The sequence below is a fragment of the Alistipes putredinis DSM 17216 genome, from assembly GCF_000154465.1.
GTDB lineage: Bacteria > Bacteroidota > Bacteroidia > Bacteroidales > Rikenellaceae > Alistipes > Alistipes putredinis.
The window spans coordinates 648,774-671,288 of sequence record NZ_DS499577.1; the positions used below are offsets into that span (position 1 = coordinate 648,774).

22 protein-coding genes are annotated in these 22,515 nt (G+C 56.9%); 7 read left to right on the forward strand and 15 right to left on the reverse strand.

The genetic code is table 11. From position 1 onward, the window contains the following. Positions 1–46 precede the first annotated feature (46 nt). Both ALIPUT_RS12675 and ALIPUT_RS03075 read right to left on the reverse strand, forming a co-directional pair. Positions 47–799 carry a hypothetical protein gene (locus tag ALIPUT_RS12675; RefSeq protein WP_004328209.1) on the reverse strand — a complete coding sequence of 251 codons (753 nt, stop codon included), beginning with the start codon at positions 797–799 and terminating at the stop codon, positions 47–49. Between the two features lie 11 nt (positions 800–810). Continuing rightward, a complete protein-coding gene (locus tag ALIPUT_RS03075) occupies positions 811–2,226 on the reverse strand; it encodes a C10 family peptidase (protein ID WP_004328210.1) in 1,416 nt (471 codons plus the stop codon). 373 nt (positions 2,227–2,599) lie between these two features. Here ALIPUT_RS03075 and tgt point away from each other — a divergent pair, with 373 nt between their 5' ends. From tgt to ALIPUT_RS03110, 6 genes are all read left to right on the forward strand, one after another. Beyond that, a complete protein-coding gene (gene tgt, locus ALIPUT_RS03085; protein WP_004328212.1) occupies positions 2,600–3,730 on the forward strand; it encodes a tRNA guanosine(34) transglycosylase Tgt in 1,131 nt (376 codons plus the stop codon). 13 nt (positions 3,731–3,743) lie between these two features. Next, positions 3,744–4,862 (forward strand): LptF/LptG family permease, encoded by a 1,119-nt coding sequence (locus ALIPUT_RS03090; protein ID WP_004328215.1) that lies wholly within the window; start codon positions 3,744–3,746, stop codon positions 4,860–4,862. After that, complete coding sequence (locus ALIPUT_RS03095) at positions 4,862–5,941, forward strand: radical SAM protein (protein WP_004328216.1); 1,080 nt, start codon at positions 4,862–4,864, stop codon at positions 5,939–5,941. The genes ALIPUT_RS03090 and ALIPUT_RS03095 overlap by 1 nt, the downstream gene beginning before the upstream one ends. Positions 5,942–6,028: 87 nt before the next feature. Next, entirely contained in the window at positions 6,029–7,015 is a 987-nt protein-coding gene (locus tag ALIPUT_RS03100) for a PASTA domain-containing protein (RefSeq protein ID WP_004328218.1), read from the forward strand. A gap of 12 nt (positions 7,016–7,027) precedes the next feature. After that, complete coding sequence (locus tag ALIPUT_RS03105; RefSeq protein ID WP_004328219.1) at positions 7,028–8,098, forward strand: RluA family pseudouridine synthase; 1,071 nt, start codon at positions 7,028–7,030, stop codon at positions 8,096–8,098. A 14-nt stretch (positions 8,099–8,112) separates the two neighbouring features. Beyond that, positions 8,113–9,819 (forward strand): YgiQ family radical SAM protein, encoded by a 1,707-nt coding sequence (locus ALIPUT_RS03110; protein ID WP_004328220.1) that lies wholly within the window; start codon positions 8,113–8,115, stop codon positions 9,817–9,819. Positions 9,820–9,883: 64 nt separating this feature from the next. On the opposite strand, the gene ALIPUT_RS03115 is transcribed toward ALIPUT_RS03110, so the two are convergent. From ALIPUT_RS03115 to prmA, 5 genes are all read right to left on the reverse strand, one after another. After that, a complete protein-coding gene (locus ALIPUT_RS03115) occupies positions 9,884–11,149 on the reverse strand; it encodes a YeiH family protein (protein WP_004328221.1) in 1,266 nt (421 codons plus the stop codon). Positions 11,150–11,345: 196 nt separating this feature from the next. Next, on the reverse strand, positions 11,346–11,537 hold the full coding sequence (locus ALIPUT_RS03120; RefSeq protein WP_004328223.1) for a hypothetical protein: 192 nt from the start codon (positions 11,535–11,537) through the stop codon (positions 11,346–11,348). A 51-nt stretch (positions 11,538–11,588) separates the two neighbouring features. Beyond that, on the reverse strand, positions 11,589–11,738 hold the full coding sequence (locus tag ALIPUT_RS12680) for a hypothetical protein (RefSeq protein WP_004328224.1): 150 nt from the start codon (positions 11,736–11,738) through the stop codon (positions 11,589–11,591). 142 nt (positions 11,739–11,880) lie between these two features. After that, entirely contained in the window at positions 11,881–12,618 is a 738-nt protein-coding gene (recO, locus tag ALIPUT_RS03125) for a DNA repair protein RecO (protein WP_004328225.1), read from the reverse strand. A 1-nt stretch (position 12,619) separates the two neighbouring features. After that, on the reverse strand, positions 12,620–13,450 hold the full coding sequence (prmA, locus tag ALIPUT_RS03130) for a 50S ribosomal protein L11 methyltransferase (RefSeq protein WP_040293397.1): 831 nt from the start codon (positions 13,448–13,450) through the stop codon (positions 12,620–12,622). A gap of 368 nt (positions 13,451–13,818) precedes the next feature. Here prmA and xerA point away from each other — a divergent pair, with 368 nt between their 5' ends. Further along, positions 13,819–14,715 (forward strand): site-specific tyrosine recombinase/integron integrase, encoded by an 897-nt coding sequence (xerA, locus tag ALIPUT_RS03135; RefSeq protein WP_004328228.1) that lies wholly within the window; start codon positions 13,819–13,821, stop codon positions 14,713–14,715. A 134-nt stretch (positions 14,716–14,849) separates the two neighbouring features. Here xerA and ALIPUT_RS03140 read toward each other — a convergent pair whose 3' ends face one another. The 8 genes from ALIPUT_RS03140 to folK all read right to left on the reverse strand — a co-directional run bounded on the left by ALIPUT_RS03140 (position 14,850) and on the right by folK (position 22,514). After that, complete coding sequence (locus ALIPUT_RS03140; protein WP_040293141.1) at positions 14,850–15,992, reverse strand: amidohydrolase family protein; 1,143 nt, start codon at positions 15,990–15,992, stop codon at positions 14,850–14,852. Beyond that, positions 15,925–16,779: a DUF4296 domain-containing protein gene (locus tag ALIPUT_RS03145; protein WP_004328230.1), complete on the reverse strand. Its 855-nt coding sequence runs from the start codon at positions 16,777–16,779 to the stop codon at positions 15,925–15,927. Before ALIPUT_RS03145 ends, ALIPUT_RS03140 begins: the two co-directional genes overlap by 68 nt. Position 16,780: 1 nt before the next feature. Beyond that, a complete protein-coding gene (locus ALIPUT_RS03150; protein WP_227088933.1) occupies positions 16,781–17,935 on the reverse strand; it encodes an ABC transporter permease in 1,155 nt (384 codons plus the stop codon). 75 nt (positions 17,936–18,010) lie between these two features. Then, a complete protein-coding gene (gene rbfA / locus ALIPUT_RS03155) occupies positions 18,011–18,355 on the reverse strand; it encodes a 30S ribosome-binding factor RbfA (RefSeq protein WP_004328232.1) in 345 nt (114 codons plus the stop codon). 7 nt (positions 18,356–18,362) lie between these two features. Further along, the gene (locus ALIPUT_RS03160; protein ID WP_004328233.1) at positions 18,363–19,187 is read right to left on the reverse strand and encodes a porin family protein; all 825 of its coding nucleotides are present in this window, start codon (positions 19,185–19,187) and stop codon (positions 18,363–18,365) included. Further along, positions 19,184–21,220 (reverse strand): Ig-like domain-containing domain, encoded by a 2,037-nt coding sequence (locus tag ALIPUT_RS03165; protein WP_004328234.1) that lies wholly within the window; start codon positions 21,218–21,220, stop codon positions 19,184–19,186. Before ALIPUT_RS03165 ends, ALIPUT_RS03160 begins: the two co-directional genes overlap by 4 nt. 12 nt (positions 21,221–21,232) lie before the next feature. Continuing rightward, positions 21,233–22,024: a hypothetical protein gene (locus ALIPUT_RS12965; protein ID WP_231290533.1), complete on the reverse strand. Its 792-nt coding sequence runs from the start codon at positions 22,022–22,024 to the stop codon at positions 21,233–21,235. Continuing rightward, positions 22,002–22,514 (reverse strand): 2-amino-4-hydroxy-6-hydroxymethyldihydropteridine diphosphokinase, encoded by a 513-nt coding sequence (gene folK / locus ALIPUT_RS03175; RefSeq protein ID WP_004328236.1) that lies wholly within the window; start codon positions 22,512–22,514, stop codon positions 22,002–22,004. The genes ALIPUT_RS12965 and folK overlap by 23 nt, the downstream gene beginning before the upstream one ends. Between the last annotated feature and the right edge of the window lies 1 nt (position 22,515).

The window sequence follows — 22,515 nt, forward strand, 5'->3', positions numbered from 1 at the left end:
CCCGTATTGAAGTTCGACCTTATATTATGCTGTTCCTGTCGGCTATTTATTGCAACGCAGGATCGACCTCCGGCGTGCAGGTGACCGAGGCAGTCTTGACATCGCCCTCGACGGTCGTCCAGCGAAGCGTCAGCGTATGCTCTTTTTCGAGCGTCGGGGCACTGGTGAAGACGATTACAGGGGATTTTGTCTGTGAACTGAAATCTGTCAATGAATAGTAAACCATTTTCATGTCGGCAGCAGTCAACTCCGACGGACGCTTTTCGATGGTTTTGAGATAATCGTAATTTTGCAGAAATTCATACTTATATTCTCCCATATCGTAACCGTCGTGTACGAAATCGGAGGAAGAGTTGATGCGCACCTGCAAAACATCGTCGAGCGATGTCCCGGCGGGATGTGCTTCATCCCAGTCGGCATTGCTTGTAACGACCATTTTACTGAAATTATCGGCAAAAGTGGCGACCATAGGTAAAGCACCGTTAGCTAATACCTGATTAAAATCAATATCGTTGTTTCTTGCAGCCCATCGGTTGAATTTTTCGATGTCTGGTCCGTAAAAAAAATACATTTTGGGAGATGGTATGCATATGACAAATCCCGCAATCTGTTTTTTCGATAACCTATGTGCATCCCCCGAACATTCGTTTTGAAATTCAGTCAACATGATCTGCCCATCGACATACAATTCGACAAAATTTTTATGGAACCCACCTAGTCCATCCTTTTCCGATTTTTCGCAGGCGACACATAATGTAACGATCGACAACAGCACGCCCAAATATTTGATTCGTTTCATAATAGGAGATTTTAAGGTATTTCCGTATAAGTAATCATTCGCAAATCGTCAGTGTAATTTCCATCTTGGGTACCTTCTACATTATCTATCCCACTTTCCTGATCAACAGGCTTTGTCGTCGTGTTAAAACTACCGCTAAAATAATAACCGTTACATAGTCCATTCCATCCGAAATTACAATGAATAAGCGTTTGTGGAACCTGCTCCTTTGAAGAGATTGATGTAGTACCGTTACGATAATAAGTTTTTATATAACGCATTCGATATAACCAACCATCTATATTCCACTGATGATTAAGTTTTCTGCCAGTACTAGAATGTCCTCTTACTATAGTTGTTTTTTTTCGATCCAACATCATCGTACGTACATAACTATCACGGTAAGTGTGATCATTTACTCCCTTATAAAGGACATAAGTCAAACCATCTCGAGAATCTTTTAGACTCGCAGAACTTCCATCCAAACCATAATCCATATTCAGGACAACGCCGATTGCGTATATTAACATAGACACAGCTTTGGCTTCAGGAGTAAGAGTGGACGGTTTTCCTTCTGTGGCTATAAGAAGATTAGGATTCTGAATCGCACGTCTGATCAATGTCCAATCGATCGGAGTTCCTTTGATCGACCCGACTACAGAACCATAATGCCAATAATTTGATACTAAAACCTGTGCCACAGCAATAGCCGAACATCCTGCCCAACAACATTTTCCATTGATTTGTGTGACACTTGCATTAAAAGGATACCCTTGTCCCCATTTCACCGGGATCAGTGGTCCGACTTTTTCTTGAGTGACATAAACATATTCTCGTCTTAAAACATCGCCGCCTAAATCCCCCGTGTGACGTCCGTCGTCGCTCATAGGTGCGACTCCTCCATCAGCATCTGTATCGGCGTTTTCGATTCCGATGATCGCAGCCTGTGCAACCAATTGCAGCGGGAAAACGAATTTTCCGTCGGCTTGTGCCTGTTCATCGGTTATGGTTACGGCATACCGGAACTCTTCGGTCGTGAGGCTTCCTTCATCGACGACCGCATAGACCGGCTCCAACCGGTCGTCGGCCCCCAGAATGGCATAGCCGGCCTCGTTCTCGAAATTGACGATGTAGAGCAGATCCTCCACGTCGGCCGTAGCTTCGCTGCGGGTGCCGTCGGGATTCAACACTTCGGGAGAAACCGTCGTCACGTTTTTCACACGCCGTATGCCGCCGCTGCGGGTGACAGCGCCATCTTCCGCGGGAATATCGATCTCTTCGAGGACGGATTGCAACTCTTCGAGAGCCTGTTCGACAGGGACCGCATGCGGCTTTTCAGCAGTCGGAGGGTTTTCACCGAAAGGCCCCGGCTCCGTGCCCGGATCGGCCGTACAACTAGCTAATAGCCAGCAACCGAAGAACAGTGAAAAAAGTCTGAAATGTTTCATAACGGATTAATTTCAGGGTTTTCGGTCGAACCCTGTTCCGGGAGTTGCTGAAAATTCCCGGAACAGGACCGGAAGAAGTTTTCCTCCTGATCCGAAATTAAACATTTCTTTGTTGATTACCAAATAAAATACATTTTATTTGCAATCAAATAAAACAAACCGCATTCGGGCTTCGTCGCGCACGTCGCGGTGAAAGATGCCCTTGACAGTCGCCGCCGTATATTCCCGGCCCCGTTATTTCGCGCCGACTTTTCACCATCCTTCCCTCCCGCCGCACCGACCGGCCGCGACATGACCGCGATGCACACTGTTGCGACCATTTTTTATGAATTATAAATAGTTTTACGTACTTTTGTACGTTATATAGACATCTATGAAATTTACGCTCCAACATAAAGACCCCTCTTCGCAGGCGCGGGCGGGCGAATTGCAGACCGATCACGGCGTGGTGAAGACCCCGATCTTTATGCCCGTAGGTACGGCGGCGACCGTCAAGGGCATTTTTCACCGCGACGTGCGCGACGAAGCCCGGGCCCAGATCATCCTGGCCAACACCTATCACCTTTATCTGCGTCCCGGTATGGATATTCTCGAGCGGGCGGGCGGCGTGCACCGCTTCTCGACCTGGGACGGGCCGATGCTCACCGACAGCGGCGGCTTTCAGGTCTTCTCGCTAGCGGGCTGCCGCAAGCTCAAGGAGGAAGGATGCCATTTCCAGTCCCACATCGACGGTTCGCGCCATCTGTTCACGCCCGAAAGCGTGATCGACACGGAGCGTACGATCGGCGCCGATATCATGATGGCCTTCGACGAGTGTCCGCCGGGCGACTCGCCGCGTGATTATGCCGCCAAGTCGCTCGCCCTGACCGAGCGCTGGCTCGACCGCTGTTTCAACCGTTACCGCCAGACCTCGCCCAAATACGGCCATTACCAGGCGCTGTTCCCCATCGTACAGGGCTGTACCTATCCCGACTTGCGGGCGCGGGCGGCCGAAAATGTCAAACAGTACGACGCGGACGGCTATGCCATCGGCGGTCTTGCCGTAGGCGAGCCGACCGACGTGATGTACGAGATGATCGAGGTGGTGAATGCCATCCTGCCCGAAGACCGCCCCCGCTACCTGATGGGGGTCGGCACGCCGATCAACATCCTCGAAGGCATCGCCCGGGGTGTCGATATGTTCGACTGCGTGATGCCCACGCGCAACGGACGCAACGGACAGATTTTCACTTCGGAAGGCACGATCAATATCCGCAACAAGAAATGGGAGGACGACTTCTCCCCGATCGATCCCGAAGGCACCGCCTTCGTCGATCACGTCTATACGAAAGCCTACCTGCATCATCTGACGATCTGCCAGGAGATGCTCGGTGCGCAGATCGCTTCGCTGCACAACATCGCATTCTACCTGCGGCTGGTCACCGAGGCCCGCCGACACATCGGGGCCGGGGATTTCACACCCTGGAAGGAGCAGATGGTCGCCAAACTCGGCCGCAGGCTGTAACACTCGAACCACGATGAAACGAAAGCTCCCGCATTTCCGCTTCCCCGGATTCAAGATCCTCGACCGGTATATCCTCGGCAAGTTCTTGAGCACCTACTTCTTCGCTATCGCGATGATCATCGTGGTCGTGGTGATCTTCGACTACGTGGAGAAGATCGACAACTTTACGGAAACGAAAGCGCCGCTCAAGGCGATCATTTTCGACTATTACCTGAATTTCATCCCGTTCTTCATCAACCAGTTCAGCGGACTGTTCACCTTCATCGCCGTCATTTTCTTCACCTCGAAAATGGCCTATCAGACCGAGATCGTGGCTATGCTTTCGGGCGGCATGAGTTTCCGGCGGCTGATGTGGCCCTATTTCCTGGGGGCGCTCATCATCGCTTCGCTCTCTCTGGGGTTGAACCTCTGGTTGATTCCGGTGTCGCAGCGCAGCTGCGTGGCTTTCGAGAACCAATACATCCCGCGCAAGGCGCGTTTCCAATACGATAAAAATATCTACCGTCAGATCGAACCCGGTACGTTCGCCTATATCCGCAACTACTCCAAGGAATCGAACCAGGCTTCGTTCTTCAGCCTGGAAGAGTACGAATCGGGAGCGATGACCGCATCGCTCGAAGCCGCAGAGGTGAGGTTCAATCCCGAAACCAAGCGGTGGTCGGCCCGACGATATACCACCCGCACGTTCGATTCGCTCGGTGTGGAAACTTTCACGCAACACCGCAATCTGGACACACTCATTAATCTGGATGTCAATGAATTGGGACGCACTGACCAGTTGATAAAAACAATGAATATAGTGGAACTGAACCAGTTCCTCGAACAGCAGCGAAGCAAGGGTTCCGACTCGATCAACATCATTCAGGTCGAACAACACGCCCGTTACGCCTATCCTGTCGGTACGTTCATTCTGACACTCATCGGTGTTTCGCTCTCCTCGCGCAAGGTGCGGGGCGGCACGGGACTCCACATCGGCATCGGCATTGCCCTTTGCTTCTCGTATATCCTCTTCATCCGCTTCTTCGAGGAGTTTGCCAAGAGCGGTACGCTGCCGCCCTGGATCGCTGTCTGGATACCGAACATACTTTACCTCTGTATCGCTGTTTATCTTTATCGCAAAGCACCGAAATAATGTCCCCGCAACTCGAAGATATCGTCCGCAAGGTCCGCTCCGACGAGCGGATCGCCCCTGCCGAAGCCCTCGTGCTCTGGCACGAAGCTCCGCTTTGGCTGTTGGGCGAGCTGGCCGCCCGGAGCAAGGAGCGCGTGAGCGGCGACAAGGTCTATTTCAACCGCAATTTCCACATCGAACCCACGAACCTGTGCGTGTTCAACTGTAATTTTTGTTCCTACCGCCGTCCGAAGGGAAGTCCCGAGGCGTGGGATTACTCCCTGGAAGAGGTCGAACGGATCGCCCGCGACCACGCCGGACAGGGCGTAACCGAAGTGCATATCGTCGGAGGCGTGCATCCCGAGCACGATTTGTACTATTACGTCGAGATGATCCGCCGCGTGAAGGCGATCCTGCCCGAAGCGACCGTCAAGGCCTTCACTGCCATCGAGCTCTCCTACATGATCCGCAAAGCGGGGCTGACTATCGACGAAGGGTTGCGTCTGCTCCGCAGCGCCGGGATGGAGGCGATACCGGGCGGGGGTGCCGAAATTTTCGACGAGGAGCTGCGTGCCCGAATCTGTCCCGATAAAGGTTCGACCGTAGAGTGGTTCGAGGTGCATGCTGCTGCACACCGGCTGGGGATCCCGACCAACGCCACGATCCTCTACGGCCATATCGAGTGTGTCGAACACCGCATCGACCACCTCGACCGGCTGCGCCGCCAGCAGGACCAGACGGGCGGCTTCAACGCCTTCATCCCGCTCAAATACCGCAATTTCGGCAACCGCATGTCGGAAATCGGCGAGGTTTCCGTGACCGAGGACCTGCGGATGCTGGCCATGAGCCGCATCTACCTGGACAACATTCCCCACATCAAGGCTTACTGGGTGATGTACGGCAAAGCGACTACGGAGCTGGCTCTGGCTTTCGGTGCGGACGACATCGACGGCACGATCGACGATACGACCAAAATCTACTCGATGGCCGGAGCCGACGATCAGCGTCCGGCGATGACCACGGAGGAGATGCGCCGCATCGTCGCGGCAGCCGGCTACCGGGCCGTCGAACGCGACACCTTTTACCGCGAGATCGGATAACGAGATACCCTGAAACAGACGAAACGGATCGGTACGTACCGTTGCCAGGCAGTTCCGATCCCCGAACAAAAACGACAGAACAATACCATGCTGGAACAACTGAAAAAATATTGGGCGAAAGTCGGTGAGCATCCTTTTCTGAAACACCTTTTCATCATCGTCTGCGTGCTGCTCGTGCTGGGCGTCGCAACTCACTTGCTGCTGTTGCTGGGCACGCGCCACAGTGCGCACCGTACGGTGCCCGACCTGACAGGCATTCCGCTCGAGGAGGCTCTCGGGGAGGCCCGCCGTCAGGGGTTGGAAATCATCGTCAACGACTCGCTGTATGTGCCTGCCTACGACGGGGGCGTGGTGCTGGACCAACTCCCGGAAAAGGGCGTCGGGGTGAAACCCGGCCGGAAGGTCTATGTCACGATCAACTCCTATCGGCAGAAGATGGTGACGGTGCCCTATGTCGCCGGCCGTTCGCTGCGCCAGGCCAAGAATATGCTCGAAGTGGCCGGCCTGGGGATCGAACAGATCGTCTATCGTCCCGATCTGGCGACCAATTACGTGCTCGAAGAGTACGCCGACGGCAAGCGAGTCTCGGAGAAAAGCCGCGTACAGCTCGAAGCGGGCAGCGGCGTCACCCTTTACGTCGGGGAGAGCGGTTCCGTTTCGACACTCGTGCCGAAGACCGTGGGGCTTCACCTCCAACAGGCCAAAAGCCGTTTGTGGGAGCTGGGGCTCAACATCGGCAAGATCTCCTTCGACGAGGGAATCAACCTGCTGAACCAGCGGGAAGCCCGGGTTTATCTGCAGACGCCTTCGGCCGGCAGCCGTGCCCGGCTGGGTGCGAAGGTCGATCTGAAGCTGACCCTCGATGCTGCCAAAGTCACCGCCCAGAGCGCTGCGGCCGATAAGGAGATGATAAAAGCCGCCGAAGAGCTGCGCCGCCTCGACGCTGAAACGGCCGATTCGCTGGCCCGTGTTCGTCTGGACAGTCTGGCCAACCGTCCCGTCGAAGCGGAGCCGGTCATCGACGACGGGCTTTTCCCGGACGAAGAGACAGCGGAAGACGAATTTTTCCAATAACGCACACGTCCGATGAGCGAATCGCAATACATACCCGATCCGGACGAACTCGAGGACGACGCTGCCGGCGAGCAGGACGAGCTGTACGAACATTACAGCATCACGGCCGACCGGGGGCAAAGCCCGCTGCGGTTGGACAAGTTCCTGACGATCCACATGGAGCGTTGTTCGCGCAACCGCATCCAGACGGCTGCCGACGCAGGCAATATCCTGGTCAATGGCAAACCCGCGAAGTCGAGCTACAAGGTCAAACCCGGCGACCGTATCTCGCTGGTGATGCCCTATCCCAAGCGCGAAATCGAGATCATTCCCGAAAACATCCCGCTCGAAATTCCCTACGAGGACGACGACCTGCTGCTGGTCAACAAGCCTGCGGGCATGGTCGTCCATCCCGGTCACGGCAACTACTCCGCAACGCTCGTGAACGCCCTTACATACTATTTGCAGAATCTGCCCCTGTTCCAGGAGGGCGATATGCGGGCCGGACTGGTGCACCGCATCGACAAGAACACCTCGGGGCTGCTGGTGATCGCCAAAAACGAGCGGGCGCACGCTCGGCTCGCCAAACAGTTCTTCGACCATACGATCACGCGGCGGTATGTGGCGCTGGTGTGGGGAAATTTCGAGGAGGACGAAGGCACCATTACCGGCAACATCGGCCGCAGCCCCAAAGACCGGCAGAAGATGTGGGTCTTCGAAGACGGCTCGGACGGCAAGCACGCCGTGACCCACTACCGGGTGCTGAAGCGCTACGGTTACGTAACCCTCATTGAATGTCGCCTCGAAACGGGCCGCACACACCAGATCCGCGTCCACATGCAGTGGAAGGGACACCCCCTGTTCGGCGACGAACGGTACGGCGGCGACCGTATCCTCAAAGGTACGACCTTCAACAAATACAAACAGTTTATCGAAAATTGTTTCGCCGCGATGCCCCGGCAGGCACTCCATGCCAAAAGCCTCGGCTTCCAGCATCCTACTACGGGCGAACAGGTCTATTTCGAAAGCGAACTGCCGGAAGATTTCCGTACCGTGTTGGCTAAGTGGGACGCCTATGCCGCTGCGGGGCTTGCGGAAGAATAAAAATCGAGATTGAAATGTTTCTGCCCACTACCCTCAAGGAAGTCCGCGCACGCGGCTGGGATCAACTCGACGTGATCCTCTTCACGGGCGATGCCTACATCGACCACCCGTCGTTCGGCGCGGCCGTCGTGGGCCGTCTGCTCGAAGCCGAAGGGTATCGTGTGGCGATTGTGCCCCAGCCCAACTGGCGGGACGACCTGCGGGATTTCACCAAGCTCGGCACTCCGCGCCTCTTCTTCGGCGTGACGGCCGGGGCGATGGATTCGATGGTGAACCACTATACCGCCAACATCCGGTTGCGCAGCAACGATGCCTACACGCCCGGCGGGAAAGCAGGATTCCGCCCCGACTATGCGGTCAAAACCTATACGCAGATTCTCAAGCGGCTCTTTCCGCGTACGCCGGTGGTCATCGGCGGTATCGAGGCTTCATTGCGCCGCCTGACCCACTACGACTACTGGAGCGATTCGCTCCATCCCTCGATCCTCGCCGACAGCGGGGCCGACCTTTTGATCTACGGCATGGGCGAGCGGGTGATTCAACAGGTGGCGCGGGCGATGAACAACGGATTCAACGCCAAGTTGTTGCGAAATATCCGACAGGTGGGATTCATGGCCGACCGCAGCTATGTGGAGCGGCTCGATCCCACCCGAACGATCCGCCTGCACTCCTACGAGGAGTGCGTGGCCGACAAGCGGGCCTTTGGGAAGAACTTCACCCGCATCGAAACCTTGAGCAACCTGATGGAACCGGACGAAACGCTCGTCGAAGGTGTCGGCGACCGCTATGCGGTCATCACGCCGCCCAACGCGACGCTTACGACCGAGGAGCTGGATCATTCGTTCGATCTGCCGTACGAGCGGGCGCCGCACCCCCGCTACCGGGGTCGTGGCGACATTCCGGCCTGGGAGATGATCAAGCACTCGGTCAATATCCATCGGGGTTGTTTCGGCGGCTGCTCCTTCTGCACCATATCGGCCCACCAGGGCAAGTTCATCACTTCGCGCAGCGAAAAATCCATCCTTCGCGAAGTAGAGCGGGTGACCCGCATGCCCGATTTCCGGGGTTACCTTTCGGACATCGGAGCGCCTTCGGCCAACATGTACCGCATGGGCGGCCGCGACCGGGAGCTGTGCAGCAAATGCCGCCGTCCGTCGTGCCTGCATCCGAAGATGTGCCCCAACCTCGATAACGACCATCGTCCGTTGCTCGATCTCTATGCCAAAGTGCGGGCGGTCAAGGGGGTCAAGAAGGCTTTTATCGGCAGCGGTATCCGCTACGACCTGTTCGACGGCAGCGATTACCTCGATACGGTCATCCGTCATCATACGTCGGGCCGCCTCAAAGTGGCGCCGGAACATACCGAGGATGCCGTGCTGAAACTGATGCGCAAGCCGCCGTTCGTGATGTTCGAACGGCTCAACGCCGATTTCAACCGGATCTGCCGCCGCGAAGGGCTGCCGTACCAGCTGATTCCCTATTTCATCTCCTCGCACCCGGGATGCACGGAGCGCGACATGCGCTCGCTGGCGGACAAGGTGTTGGGCAAACTCCACTTCGACCTGGAGCAGGTGCAGGATCTGACCCCTACACCGATGACCTTTTCGTCGGTGATGTTCTACACGGGCGAAAACCCCTATACGGGCGAAAAGGTCTATGTCGCCCGCTCGCAGGAGGAGAAACGCAGGCAGAAAAGCTACTTCTTCCGCCGCAAACGATAGCCCGGCAACGAAATCGGCACTCCCAAAAGAGTGCCGATTGCTGTACCTTTCGGATTCCCCGATCCTAATTCAGATAGGGTTTCAGTACGCCGAACAACAGGTAGGCCACGATCAGCGTGACTACGATGTTGAACATCTGGGCCGTCATGAAAGCCCAGAACGTGCGGCGGTTTTCCTTCGAGAAAATATCCCGGAAACGGGTTTCGAGGCCGATGCAGACGAACGCGATGTTGAAGAGCGTATTGCTGAACATCTTGGCCGAAGTGCGGGCCGGCGCGGCTTCGTTGCCGGCGAAGAAGAGGCTGAAGAGGAGCGATACCGCGACGAAACCCACCACGAATTTCGGGAAGCGCTCCCAGATCACCCGCACGCTGGGGCGCTGACGTTTCTTCTGTCCCTTGTAAGACCAATACAGCGAAATGACGAACGCCGCGATACCCAGCAGGACGTTCTGCGACGACTTGACGATGATGGCCGTCTGTTCGGCCGTTTCACCCAGCAGAGCACCCGACGCTACGACCGCACCCGTCGTATCGATCGTTCCGCCCATCCAGGCGCCTGCGACTTCCTGCACGGTTTCGGGGTTCGCCACCACAGTCGGCAGCAGCAGACCGGCCAGCCAGGGCATCACGTACATCATCGGCACGGCGCAGACCAGCACCAGCGAAATGATGTAGGAGAGTTTCTTGTTGTCGCCCCGGATTACGCCGCAGGTGGCGATGGCGGCCGAAACGCCGCAGATGCTGACCGAGCTGGCGAGCATCGTCGAGGTTTCCTCGTCCACACGCATCCGCCGGGCCAGCCAGAAGGCGAAGTACCACACCGTAAAGACGACGATGAAAGCCTGGATCAGCGCGTAAACGCCCGATTGGAGCACTTCGCCGAAGAGGATCGTCGCACCCAGGCAGACGATACCGATCTTGATGTAAAACTCGCTCTGGATCGCCGGTTTCAACCACTCGGGCACCCGGAAAAAGTTACTGATGACCAGGCCGAAGATCACCGAAAAGAAAACCGCCTCGAAGCCCAGTCGTTTAATTGCGGGGATCGAAGCCACGGCTTGCGACAGCAGAGCCACGCCGAAAATGGCGAGCAGCGAAACGGCGAAACGACGCAGCGGACGGCCCAATATCCGCTGACAGACACCCGTCAAAACCAGCAGGAAGAGGAACATCGCTCCGGCGCTCATCCAATTTCCGGCGGAGGAGAGGTCTTTGGGCATCGCAGGCATCCAGCGGGGAAACAGCAGGGCGAGCAGGAGAATCGCTGCGCCGGCCCCGACGATCACCCAGTCTTCGCTTTTAAGTTGTCGAATCAAACTTTTCTTCATAAACTACACATTAACAAGTGTGCAAAGAAGCGATTTTTTTGCCGGAATCCGTTACGCATAAATACCCAAATTTGCGGATGCGGGAGTTGGAAACGAAAATTTCCCGGAGCAGATTCGCTCCGGGAAACGGAATGTCGGTTTGAAAATCGGTACGGTCGTCCTCGATGACCAGCCGCACAACGCAAGATCGGGGTCGTTACCGTGGTACGGGAAACGAGAGGGTCCGGGCGTCGAGATGCCCGTCCAGATAGGGACTCCAGTTCTGGGCCTGGCCGTTGGAAATCGAGAACCAGCCGCTGCGCACTTTATAGGGAACGATATCTATGCGGCGCAACGCGTATTTGGTCCGGATCTCCATGAGCGAACTCATCGAAATCACCGGCGTCATGGTGGTCGAAGGGCTGAAATAGTCCGCCGGATAGAGGGAGGGTGCTTTGAGCTACATCGAATCCGGAAGCATCTTCGACAGATAATACTCCTCGATCCGTTCGGCCGCTTTCCGGTCCGGAGTTTTGATTTCGGGCGGATTCTGACTTGCAGCCGTCCATACGGTGCCTGCGAAAAGCAGGCTGTAGAAAATTCGTTTCATAACATTGAACTGTTTTCTTTCGTTTTTCAGTACCCGGCAAAACTTCCGGTTCGCCTTTGCTTCCGCACCCGGTACACCGGAGAAGCGCTCTGCGTCGTCGCCTGCCGGAAAAGTCCGTTGTCCTCTGATGTCGGTTTCCCGGTCAGAACACCTCTTGCAGAATACGGACCGACTGCACGGCGTGGATCGCGTCCAGGTGGTAACCGTAGTAGGCCAGCAAAGCCTCCAGAAAAGCGCTCCGCTGTGTACGGTTGAGTCCTATTTCGGCCAGGCAACGTACGTCGCACTCCACGAAGTCGTTCATTAGACGAGCGTTCTCCGGGGTCATTACCGTCGCATGCGGCGGCTTTTGCACGGTGTACGATCCTTCGCAGGCATCGAACCAGGCGCCGGGCATATATTCGTTTCCCGGATAAAATCCCAGGAAACGGCTCAGATTCACCAGAAACCAGAGGTGGAAATTGGCCACGCCCTCTTCCATACTGTCCAGCGCCCCGATACTCTCCCACACGAAATCGAACAACTGGCTGTCAGGCTCGCTCTCCTTGACAAGACGGTACAAAACCTCTGCCATGAACAGGGCGATCGTCGAGCGCCTCACGTCGAAAGGCATTCGTTGCAGGACGATTCCGCTCTGCACCTCCCGAAAACGGTGCATCTGCTGCCGCGAAGAGGTCAGCCCTTCGAATTCGAGGGCGAACATCGGCTGGAACAACGCCAGTTTCGAACCCCGTCCCCGACTGCTGCGGACACCCTGCACCATGTAACTCTGACGCCCCAACGCGTCGGTCAGCAGGTGCACGACCATCGCGCTGTCGCCGTACTTGAGCGAATTGAGCACGATTCCCCGCGCCTTGTATGTCTTGAGCGTTCCCGGCACCTCACGCTTTCTTTACGTGCACCATCGCCCAGCCGTCGCGCCTACGCACTTCGACCGGCTCCAGCCCGCAGGCCCGAGCCCGAGCCTCGATGACCGGTACATCCTCCTCCAGGAATCCGCTCATCAGCAGATCGCCGCCCGTATCGAGCGCCTCGGCATAGGCCGGCATGTCCATCGTGAGGATATTGCGGTTGATGTTGGCCGCGATGAAATCGTACTTCCGGCCCGCGATGCGGCTTACATCGCCCAGCATCGGAGCGATCCGCTCCGCCAGTCCGTTCGCCGCCGCGTTTTCGCGGCAGTTGGCCTCGGCCCACTCGTCGATATCGACGGCATCGACCGTCGCGGCACCCCGTTTGGCGGCCACGATGGCCAGTACGCCCGTACCGCAGCCCATGTCGAGTCCGCGTTTTCCTGTCAGCGAAAGATCGCAGAGCGCCGACGCGACCAGGCAGGTCGTTGCGTGGTGTCCCGAGCCGAAAGCCATGCGGGGCATGACGACCACTTCCAGTTCGTATCCGGGTTGCGATGCGTGGAACGGCGCCCGGATCAGGATGCGTCCATCGACATCGACCGGCGTGAAATTCTGTTCCCACAAGGCGTTCCAGTTCTGGGACTCGATGGCGATATAACGCCGGTCGGCGATGCCGTAGCGGGCCAGCAGGTCGTCGGTTTGCTGCATGCAGTCCGCCAGCCGCTCGCGGGGGATGTAGGCTTTCAGCACCTCGCCCTCCGTCTGGAAGCTCTCATAGGGCAGCTCGGCTAATTCGGCCGTCAGAATTTCGGCCAACTCGGGATCCGTGACCCGGACGTTCAACTCCACATAATCCATATCGGTATATCGTTTTTCGGTCGAAAGAACCGGCAAAAAGTCTTTCGAAATAATATTATGTAAAATTTTTTTGTATCTTCGCCTCTGAGAAGACAATTGGGCCGGGCGCAGTGCCGAATTTATGCGGACTTTGCCGGGGCGAAGTTTATCTTCTGCAAAGATAATGATAGGCAAGCGGCAAGCCAAACTTAACTTTCTGTTTCCCTCCTCCTTGCAGGCAGAGTTCACAAGTGTCCTCTGCGTATGCTTCGGGCGTCGGTCGTTCGAGCTTGTCCGAGCTGCGTCTTATCTTTGAAAGCCGAGAAGAAAACGGGAGCTTGCTCGCAGTTTTCCGAGGCGTATCCTATCTTCTACAAAGATAAATAAAAATGGCAGAAACTCTCAAAAAATGGGAAGAAATCAGCCGTAGTTACCGCGTTTATATCAAACTGGAAAAACGGCTCTCGGAGAATACCGTCGAATCCTACATGCGCGATCTGCGTCAGTTCGCCCACTTCATCCTCCGGTTCTACGACGTGCCGCCCCGCAAGGTCGAAGCTCCGATGATCGAGCGCTACCTGGCCCTCTTGTACGATCAAGGACGGGAGAAAACCTCGCAGGCACGGGCGTTGAGCGGTATCCGCAGCTTTTACAATTACCTGATGCTGACCGACGTGATCGATTCTACCCCGACCCAGTTCATCGATACGCCCAAATTCGGCCGTCACCTTCCGGATATTCTTACGGTCGAAGAGATCGATCGCATCGTTGCCGCCGTAGATACCTCTACGGTCAAGGGACGGCGGGACAGCGCGATGCTCGAAGTCCTCTATTCGTGCGGGCTGCGCGTTTCGGAGCTCACCTCGCTGCGGTTGGGCGACCTTTTCTTCGGAGAAGGGTATATCCGCGTGACGGGCAAGGGCGACAAACAGCGCCTCGTACCGGTCAGCGGGGCGGCTCGTGAAAAGATTCAGCGTTACCTCGACGATCGGGCGACTAAAACGTCCGCATCGGACGTCGTGTTCCTCAACAACCGGGGGACGCAGCTTACCCGTGTGATGGTCTTCACGATCCTGCGCGAAGCCGTTCACCGGGCCGGAATCGACAAGCACATCAGTCCCCACACCTTCCGTCATTCGTTCGCTACGCATCTGCTCGAAGGGGGCGCTTCGATCCGTCAGGTGCAGGAGATGCTGGGGCACGAGAGCATCCTGACCACCGAAATCTACACCCATCTCGAGGGCGATCACCTGCGCGATACGGTCGAAAAGTACCTGCCGCTGTAATCGACGGGAACAGTAACGATAAGGGACGGAGGAATTCCGTCCCTTATCGTTATTGTCTTTTTTCGGGAGTCGCTCCTTTTCCCGGTCTGATTCGGAGCGTTTGCCGACGGAAATAGAGGCCTGCATTCGCCCGATCAGAGAATCCGTGCGATGCACGATGCGGGCGTGAGCGTCATCGAGTCGTAATCCAGTCCGGACAGCACCGCCAGCCCTGGCCGTTTGCCCGCAGCGACCTCGCCCAGCTCGGAAAAACCCAGTGCACGCGCTCCGTTCGGTGCGGCCCAGGTCAGGAGTTCCGCAAGAGGTATCTTCCCGAGATGCTGCATCTCGCCGAGCAGCGAAAGCGCCGTATTGGACGCCAGCGAATCGGTTCCGAGGCAGATATTCAGCCCGTTGCGGCGCAACAATTCCACCGGGGGAACCAGCCGCGAAATGTAACGATTCGAGCCGGGACACAGGCACCACCAGACCGGAGCCGTGAAATGATTCATTATCAAATCGATATCTTGCTGATTCACGCAGCAGTTGTGAATCAGAATAACGCTCCGGTCGGCCGGAACGCTCTCCACGATCCGCCTTGCCGGAGAGCCGTAATGCAGGAAATCGCACGTAAAACCCGCCTTTCGGTACCACTCCCACAACTCGCCGCGCTGTTCGAAGAGTTCGGCTTCAGCCGGCGTTTCCATGAAATGGATCGAAAGCGGTTCGTCGCCCTCCGCGCAGATCTCCCGGAAAAGGGCATCCTGCACGGAGTAGATCGAGTGAGGGGTCAGCGAAGTTTCGGGATAGCGGAGCAGACGCCGCTGTTCGTCCGTCGAGTCGGTATGCAGCCCGAAGACTTCGGCGAAAGTACGGTACGACAGGCGGCTGCGGGCTTTTACGGCAAAGGCCGAATCTCCGTTGGCTACATCGCCTACGGCCTGCATCCCCTCCGCCCACATCCGGGCGTCGGCCGCAGCGATGGCCGCAGCCCGCTCCTGTTCGCTGAACTGTCCCCGCACCCGGCCCATCGACCGGGCGAAAGCGGCGAAGCCGCCGTCCTGGGCAATAGCGCCCCGCAGGTAGGAGAGTTCCAGGTGGCAATGGACATTGATAAGTCCCGGAACCAAGACTCCCGCGTAAAATTCGACACCGGGTCTGCCGTCCGGCGCGGCGCACGTTTCGACGGATTCGATGCGTCCGTCGGCCCGAACCGTCACCAGCGGGTGTTTAACGAGATGCCTCCCCGTGAAGAGGTAGTTGGAGGCTATCCGGCGAAAAGACGGAGAAGAATTCATCGGCGAAGATTTTAAGACCCAACTGGTCGATGTAGAGGCTGTCCACGGCCTCTGCGGTTTCGGGCGTATAGGATACTTTCAGGTCGTATATCGTCACGTCGGGACGCCTGAACTTTTCGCGGGTCCCGTACAGGGAGAGTACGAGCGAACGGGCCGAACTGTCCGCCTGGAGTATCCGGGAAACACGCTCCCGGCTCGACTTCCGCAGGATCGAGGAGGATTCGCCCTTGCGGGAACTGTCGGCCTCCACCAGCCATACCCGCATACGGGGCGCGAGGTTCTCATCGAGCGAGTCGATCAGGTAGTCGAACGACACACGGTATTCGCCGGGACGTGTGTCGGGAATCCGAACCCGAAGCCGTGCGGTGTCCTTGATCCGGGTGACCCGGATCAGCGAGTCGGAATAGACCGTGCGGGTGAAACGGCGACGGGCCACGTTGTCGATCGTATCGAGTACGCCGACTTCGTACTTGTAGTAGGCGCTCTCCTCTTCGAGCAGCCGGATGGATTGTTCGACCACGTCGCTCAGCTTGGCGCTTTTGCGCCGTGAGAAGTTGCCGATAGTATAGCGGACATCTTCGGCCGTGTAACCGTAACGGCTGAAAACCGGTTCGTAAAGTTCGAGCGAGTCGAGCTTCACTCCCCGGTCCGAAACGTAGGCGTTGATGAGGTAGGCATCCCGGAAAATCCGGGCCAGCTCCTCGTCGGGGATCACCTTGTCCCGGGCGCAGGAACCGAGGGCGGTTGCCGCCGCGATCAGACAAAACAGACGGATCAATCGTTTCATATCATAGTTTGTTGTTTTTCATCACACTCCGCACGGTCAGCTCCGAAATCGCCAGAATTACCGCCCCGAAAGCCGCCGCAACGATCAGCAAATCGCTCCAGCGCATCTCTACGGGATAGCTGTATAACAACAACGTATCGACCGGGATGCGAATCATTCCGAAATGTTGCTGTGCCAGGCAGAAGCCTACGCCCAGCACGGCTCCTATCGACGCCCCCAGACCGCCGATCAGGAGTCCTTCGCCGACGAAGATCGAACGAATGAGCTTCGTATCGGCGCCCAGGGCACGCAGCGTGGCCACATCGTCCCGTTTCTCGATCATCAGCATCACGAGGGTCCCGACTACCGAGAACGAGGCGAGCACCAGGACCAGCAGCGAAATGAAGAAAACGCCCCATTTCTCGTAGGCAACCAGTCGGAAGAAGAGGGCGTTCATCTCGTCGCGGGTGCGCACCGTGAAATCGTCGCCGACGATTCCGGCGATTTCACGCCGGACCTTTTCCGCGTCCGCACCGTCGGCTACGCGCACCGAGATCGCCGATATGCGTCCCGGACGATCGAAAAGTTCCTGGGCTGCACGCAGGGAGGTAAGTGCGTATTCATTCTCGCTTTCCAAATCGAGAAAGAAGAGTCCTCCGACGTCGAGCCGCCGCACCGAATATCCATCGACGGGAAGCAACGACGAGAAACTGCCGCGCCGCAGGGCATAGACGGCGACTTCGGCACGGACCAAAGACCGGATTCCGAGCGTGCGGGCCATGTCGCGTCCCAGCACCAGTCGGTCGAGATCGCCCGTGCGAACGCTCCAACTGCCCAGCGGGATCGTTTCCTCGATCGGGAACACTTCTGTATAACGGTCGTCCACGCCTCGCAACGTGGCCATCGTCTGCAAACCGTCCCGTTCGAGCAAAACCTGCTGTTCGAGCAGGTACGAAACGACCCCGACCCCTTTCACGCGGGTCAGCGCCAGACTGTCGATTTCCGCAGATGCGAAGGTCTGCCCTTCACGGGGGGCAACGGTCAGATCGGCATCGAAGGCCGAAGACATGGACTTGGCGAAATCTCCGAAACCGTTCAGCACGGACAGCAGCACGATCATCGCCGCAACGGGCATGGCGAACGAAAGAACGCTCACACCCGCAATAACGTTGATCACCGAACGGGATTTCGGTGAAAATAGATAGCGGCGGGCAAAGAATCGGGTGAGCATCGGCCTTCGGCGGATCGCAGGTTACTCCTCGCGGTGCATCGCCCGGTCGATCTGCTCGATGTACTCCAGCGAATCGTCCAGGAAGAACTGGATTTCGGGGACCGTCTTGAGCTGGTTCCGAATCCGCTGACCCAATGCCCGGCGCAGGAACCAATTGTGCTGCTCCAGCGTGGCCATGACAGCGGCATTCTGTTCGAAGGGAAAGACGCTGACGTAGATCTTGGCGTATGAAAAATCGGGCGAAACCCGCACGGCGGTTACCGTCACGAGCACTCCCCGTACGATTTCGGCCCCCTCCTTCTGGAAGATTTCGGCCATGTCGCGCTGAATCTGTTTGGCGATCTTTTGCTGGCGTGTAGTTTCCATATTTCGGTTATTTTGTGACTCCTTTGTAATTGAAAACCTCCTTGTTCTTGTCCCGCTTGGGCGGACGGTTGTTCCACTCCGTGAAACCGGACTTGTTGAAACGGTAGCTGACGCCGATGCTGAAGGTCAGGTTATCGAGCGGGGATCGCTGGGGGGTAGTATAGAATGGATTTTCGTAGCCGTCCGTCGTATTTCCCGCATACTTGTTGTGATTGCGCAGCAGGTCCGAATAGCCGAAGTAGTAACGCACCCGAACGCTGAACTCCAGTTGCTTCACCAGTACGGCGACACCGCCGCCGCCCGCCAGACCGTACCCCCACCGGTTGTCGCGGACCACTTTGAAATCATATTCTCCCCGCCAAGGACCTTTGGACTGCTCCGGAGATACCGTCGAACCTTGTTCGTTGATGAATGTCGAGGAGATGTTGTAGGAGAAAAAGACCGCCGCATCGAGATAGACGCGCATCCGGTTTTTGAACAGGTAGATGTGCGGCTGCCAGACGATCGGCAGCATCAGCGACTTGACGCGGCGCGTGTACCATTGGTATTTGGCCGGGTCCTCTTCGGTCGGATTCTGAAGAAACGAGAATCCCCGTTGCAGATATTCGAAATCGATGCCGAAACCGCCTACGAAACGCTGGGGTCCGTAATAGCGCCACGTTACGCCCGCCGTGTAGCATCCCCAGACCGCCCGGGTTTCCTGGTCGGGATAAAACCGGGCATTGCCGTAGCCGTAACCGCCCGTTACGCCCAGCGTATGCTGTGCCGCCGCTGTGCCGCCGCACAGCACCGCTCCGAGGAACAGGCATATCATTCCTAAACGCCTCATCATCTCAATCCGTTCATCATCGTGTTCATACCGCTGTTGAATCCTCCGCCCATGGTGCTCGTCGTGTTCGAGGTATTGCTGTTGGTGTTCCGCCTGGGATTCTTGGCCCGCTCTTCCAGCACCTTTTGCAAGCGCAGGGCTTCGCGTTTTTCGAGCAGCTCGGCGAGGGATTGCATCGTTACCGGCGCGAATACCTTGTTCATATCGATAGTAAGCTCCACTTCCCAGTTCTCCTTCGCCGCGAAGGTATCGATGTTTTTATCGTCCATATAGTATTCGGCCCGCTCGGGCTGCCGCCGTTCCACCAGATTGCCCGTGTCCCAGCGACCGTTATCGTTCATGTCCTCGATGATGCGGAACTTCACGTTGCCGGCCGGTACGTAATTGAAACGGCATACTCCGCTGTGCACGCCGGTTTTTTCCTGAAGGAGTTTTCCCGATTCGTTCAGCAACTGCACGATGTAGCTCGCCTCGTCGCTTTTACCGACCACATTGACGATGAACGTAGCGAATTTCTCGGGATCGACACCCGTGTAATTGACTGCGATCGAATCGTTTTGCTGCTCCGCCACATCTGCCAACGCTCCTTTGGGGATGGTCAGGGCATAATTGTTTTTCAATTGCCAGGGAACATCCAGCCACCAGCGCCGCATGTTGGCCGTATCCTGCTGCCATCGGATCCGGATCGGACGCGGTTCCTCCTTCTCCATCTGTTCTGTCAGCACGACGGCAGCCGAGTCGAACCGGACCAGCGGGTAGTCGAATTCGACGTACAGCTTGGTTTCGGGGGTAACGGAACCGGTCGTGGAAAACTTGTAGGTAAACGTACTCGGCTTCTCCGGTTCGACCCACTCTTCGCCGGCAGCCAGTGTCTTCTCTTTCTCCTTTTCGAGCTGCTCGCGCTCTTTAGCCTCCTCTTTCGATTCGATATACCGCCAGGCCAGTTTCAACTTCTCGGTCGAGGGAAGCAGCCGGTCGAGGGAGTCGTGCTTCATGTAGGTAATTTCTCCCCGGATGGTATCGGGCAGACTGGCCGAAGGAACGTCGAACCACAACGCGATCGTATCGCGGTTGCGTGATTGAGGCTCAATGATTACGCGGTCGGCAGGGATGCTGTCGAACACGATGCTGTCGATCCGGGGATGGCCCGCATTGAAATAGAGGAGCGCCTTGTGCTGCACCGGACGTTCCGATTCACGCAGGTATTGCCGACCGAAAGCCTCGTCGGTAAACATTCGGAAGTAAAGCTGCGGGTCGGCCGTCACGTAGCGGCGGATCGAGTCGTACCAGATGCCGAAGTCGGGCAGCTCGGCGGGGTTATACGTTCCCGTGAGAAAGCCTACCTGATCGACCGAAGGTTCGTAAATCTGGTTGTTGTTCTTATCTTCGAAGGCATAGACCCGGTAGGGAATCGGCTTGAGGTTCTGGGCGATGAAAATACCGTTGGTTTCCGCACGGGCGATCACCGCAGGCTGGTATTTGAACATCGTCGAGTCGTATTCGGGAATATCCTCCACCGAATCGGCCGGAAAGAAATAAATGAAGCTCTTGGCTACGCTGTCGGCCGTGTAGCTGTCGGCCGTATATCCCGAAACGACCATTGAATCCACCTCCGGGCCGGTCGAGAAGACGTAACGCATCGAGTAGAGCGGATTACCCTCGTTGTTGTCGCGCACGGCACTGCCGAAATTCAGCGCGTAGGTCGTGTTCTCCTTGAGCGTATCCTTGATCTGGATCAGGATGCCCCGGCCCCGGATCGAAAGCTGGGGTTTTTTCTTCATTTGGGGCGACGTGAAAAACTCTTTTTGCTGGTCCTTGAGCTGTACGAATTCGTCGAAAGTAACGTAAATCTTGCTGGCGGTGAAGTTGGTCGTGAAGTTGTCCGGCAACATCGACACGATCACCGGGGGAAGGGTGTCGATCGGACCGCCTTCGAGGTTCATGACGGTCGCGCAGCGCCACAGGAACGCCGGGCAGAACATCGCAAGGACGCAGACCCGAAGCCAGACGATCACTTTATGGTTTTGTCGTTTCATATCGTTTTTCTGTTATCGAAACAAGGACGAGCGGGCGCCGGAAACTGCCGGTTCGTCGGGAGTGTCCGGATTCGGATTATCGGGCACATCCGGGTTTTCCGGGGTGTCGGGATTTTCGGGCGTATCGGGATCGTCCGGAGCTGGTGTGTCCGGGGTATCCGGATTTTCAGGGGTATCCGGGTCGTCAGGCGTACCGGGATCGTCGGGATTCGGGTCTTCCGTTCCCGGATTGTCCGGGTTATCGGGCGTGTCGGGATTTTCAGGATCAGGATCCGGTTCCGGCTCGGGTTCCGTATAAAAGTCGTTGCACATGATCCACTTGCCCTTCAGGAAACGTCTGCCTTTTTCTTTCGGGTAAAAGGTTACGCTCACGTGCATCTGCGGAAGATTCTCCCCGATGGCCTGCTCGGTGAATCCGTAAAGCCGATTCGACTGGTCCACGGCCAGGATGAGAAACCGGGGGCCGTTGAGCTGCATCGCCAGCCAGTTTTCGTTGCCGTCGATCTCGTATGGCTCGCCCTGGGCGATCGGCCGCAACTTCTCGCCGGTTCTCCGGGAGGTGATTATTCCGGCCACGGCGTCCTCGTAAGAGAGCACGCTCCATTCGGTTGTGTCCGCGTCGAAGGCATAGGCCAGCATATCTTCCCGGGGGATGGGGGTCTTGACGGTACCTTCCTGCGCCCAGGGCCGGAGCACGTAGAATGTTTCGTAACCGATCGACTTGAAACATCCCGTCCCCGCCAGGGCTGCGGCCACCGCGACGAAAGTCAGTATCTTGAACTTATGCTTTTTCATGGGTTTCATTCCGATTTTTCAGCTCTTCGAGCAGCTCTCCGACCGTTTTCCCCAACACCGGATGGCGGTAGTCGCGCATCCATTCGCACAGGGGGACGAGCACGAATTCGCGCTCCTGGATCAACGGATGGGGAACGGTCAGCCGCTCGGTGCGAATCACGCGGTCGTCGTAGAAGAGTATGTCGATGTCGATCGGGCGCGACGTATATCGGGCTCCGGTCCTTTGTTTGAGCGACTGTTCTGCCTCGCGGTCGCGCCCCAGTTCCCGCTCGATCGCCTGTAAAGCGTCGAGCAACTGTTCGGGCATCAGGTCGGTATCCACCTCGAGGACCTGGTTGGAAAACTCCTCTTCGGCATCGAAACCCCATGCTCGGCTCTTGTAACGGTGCGAACAGCGCATGACGGGTCCGGCGTGCTGGTTGATCAGCCGCTGTGCGTTTTGCAGGCGGGTCTTTACGTCGCCCACGTTTCCTCCGGTCAGTATGATCGCTCTTGCCATA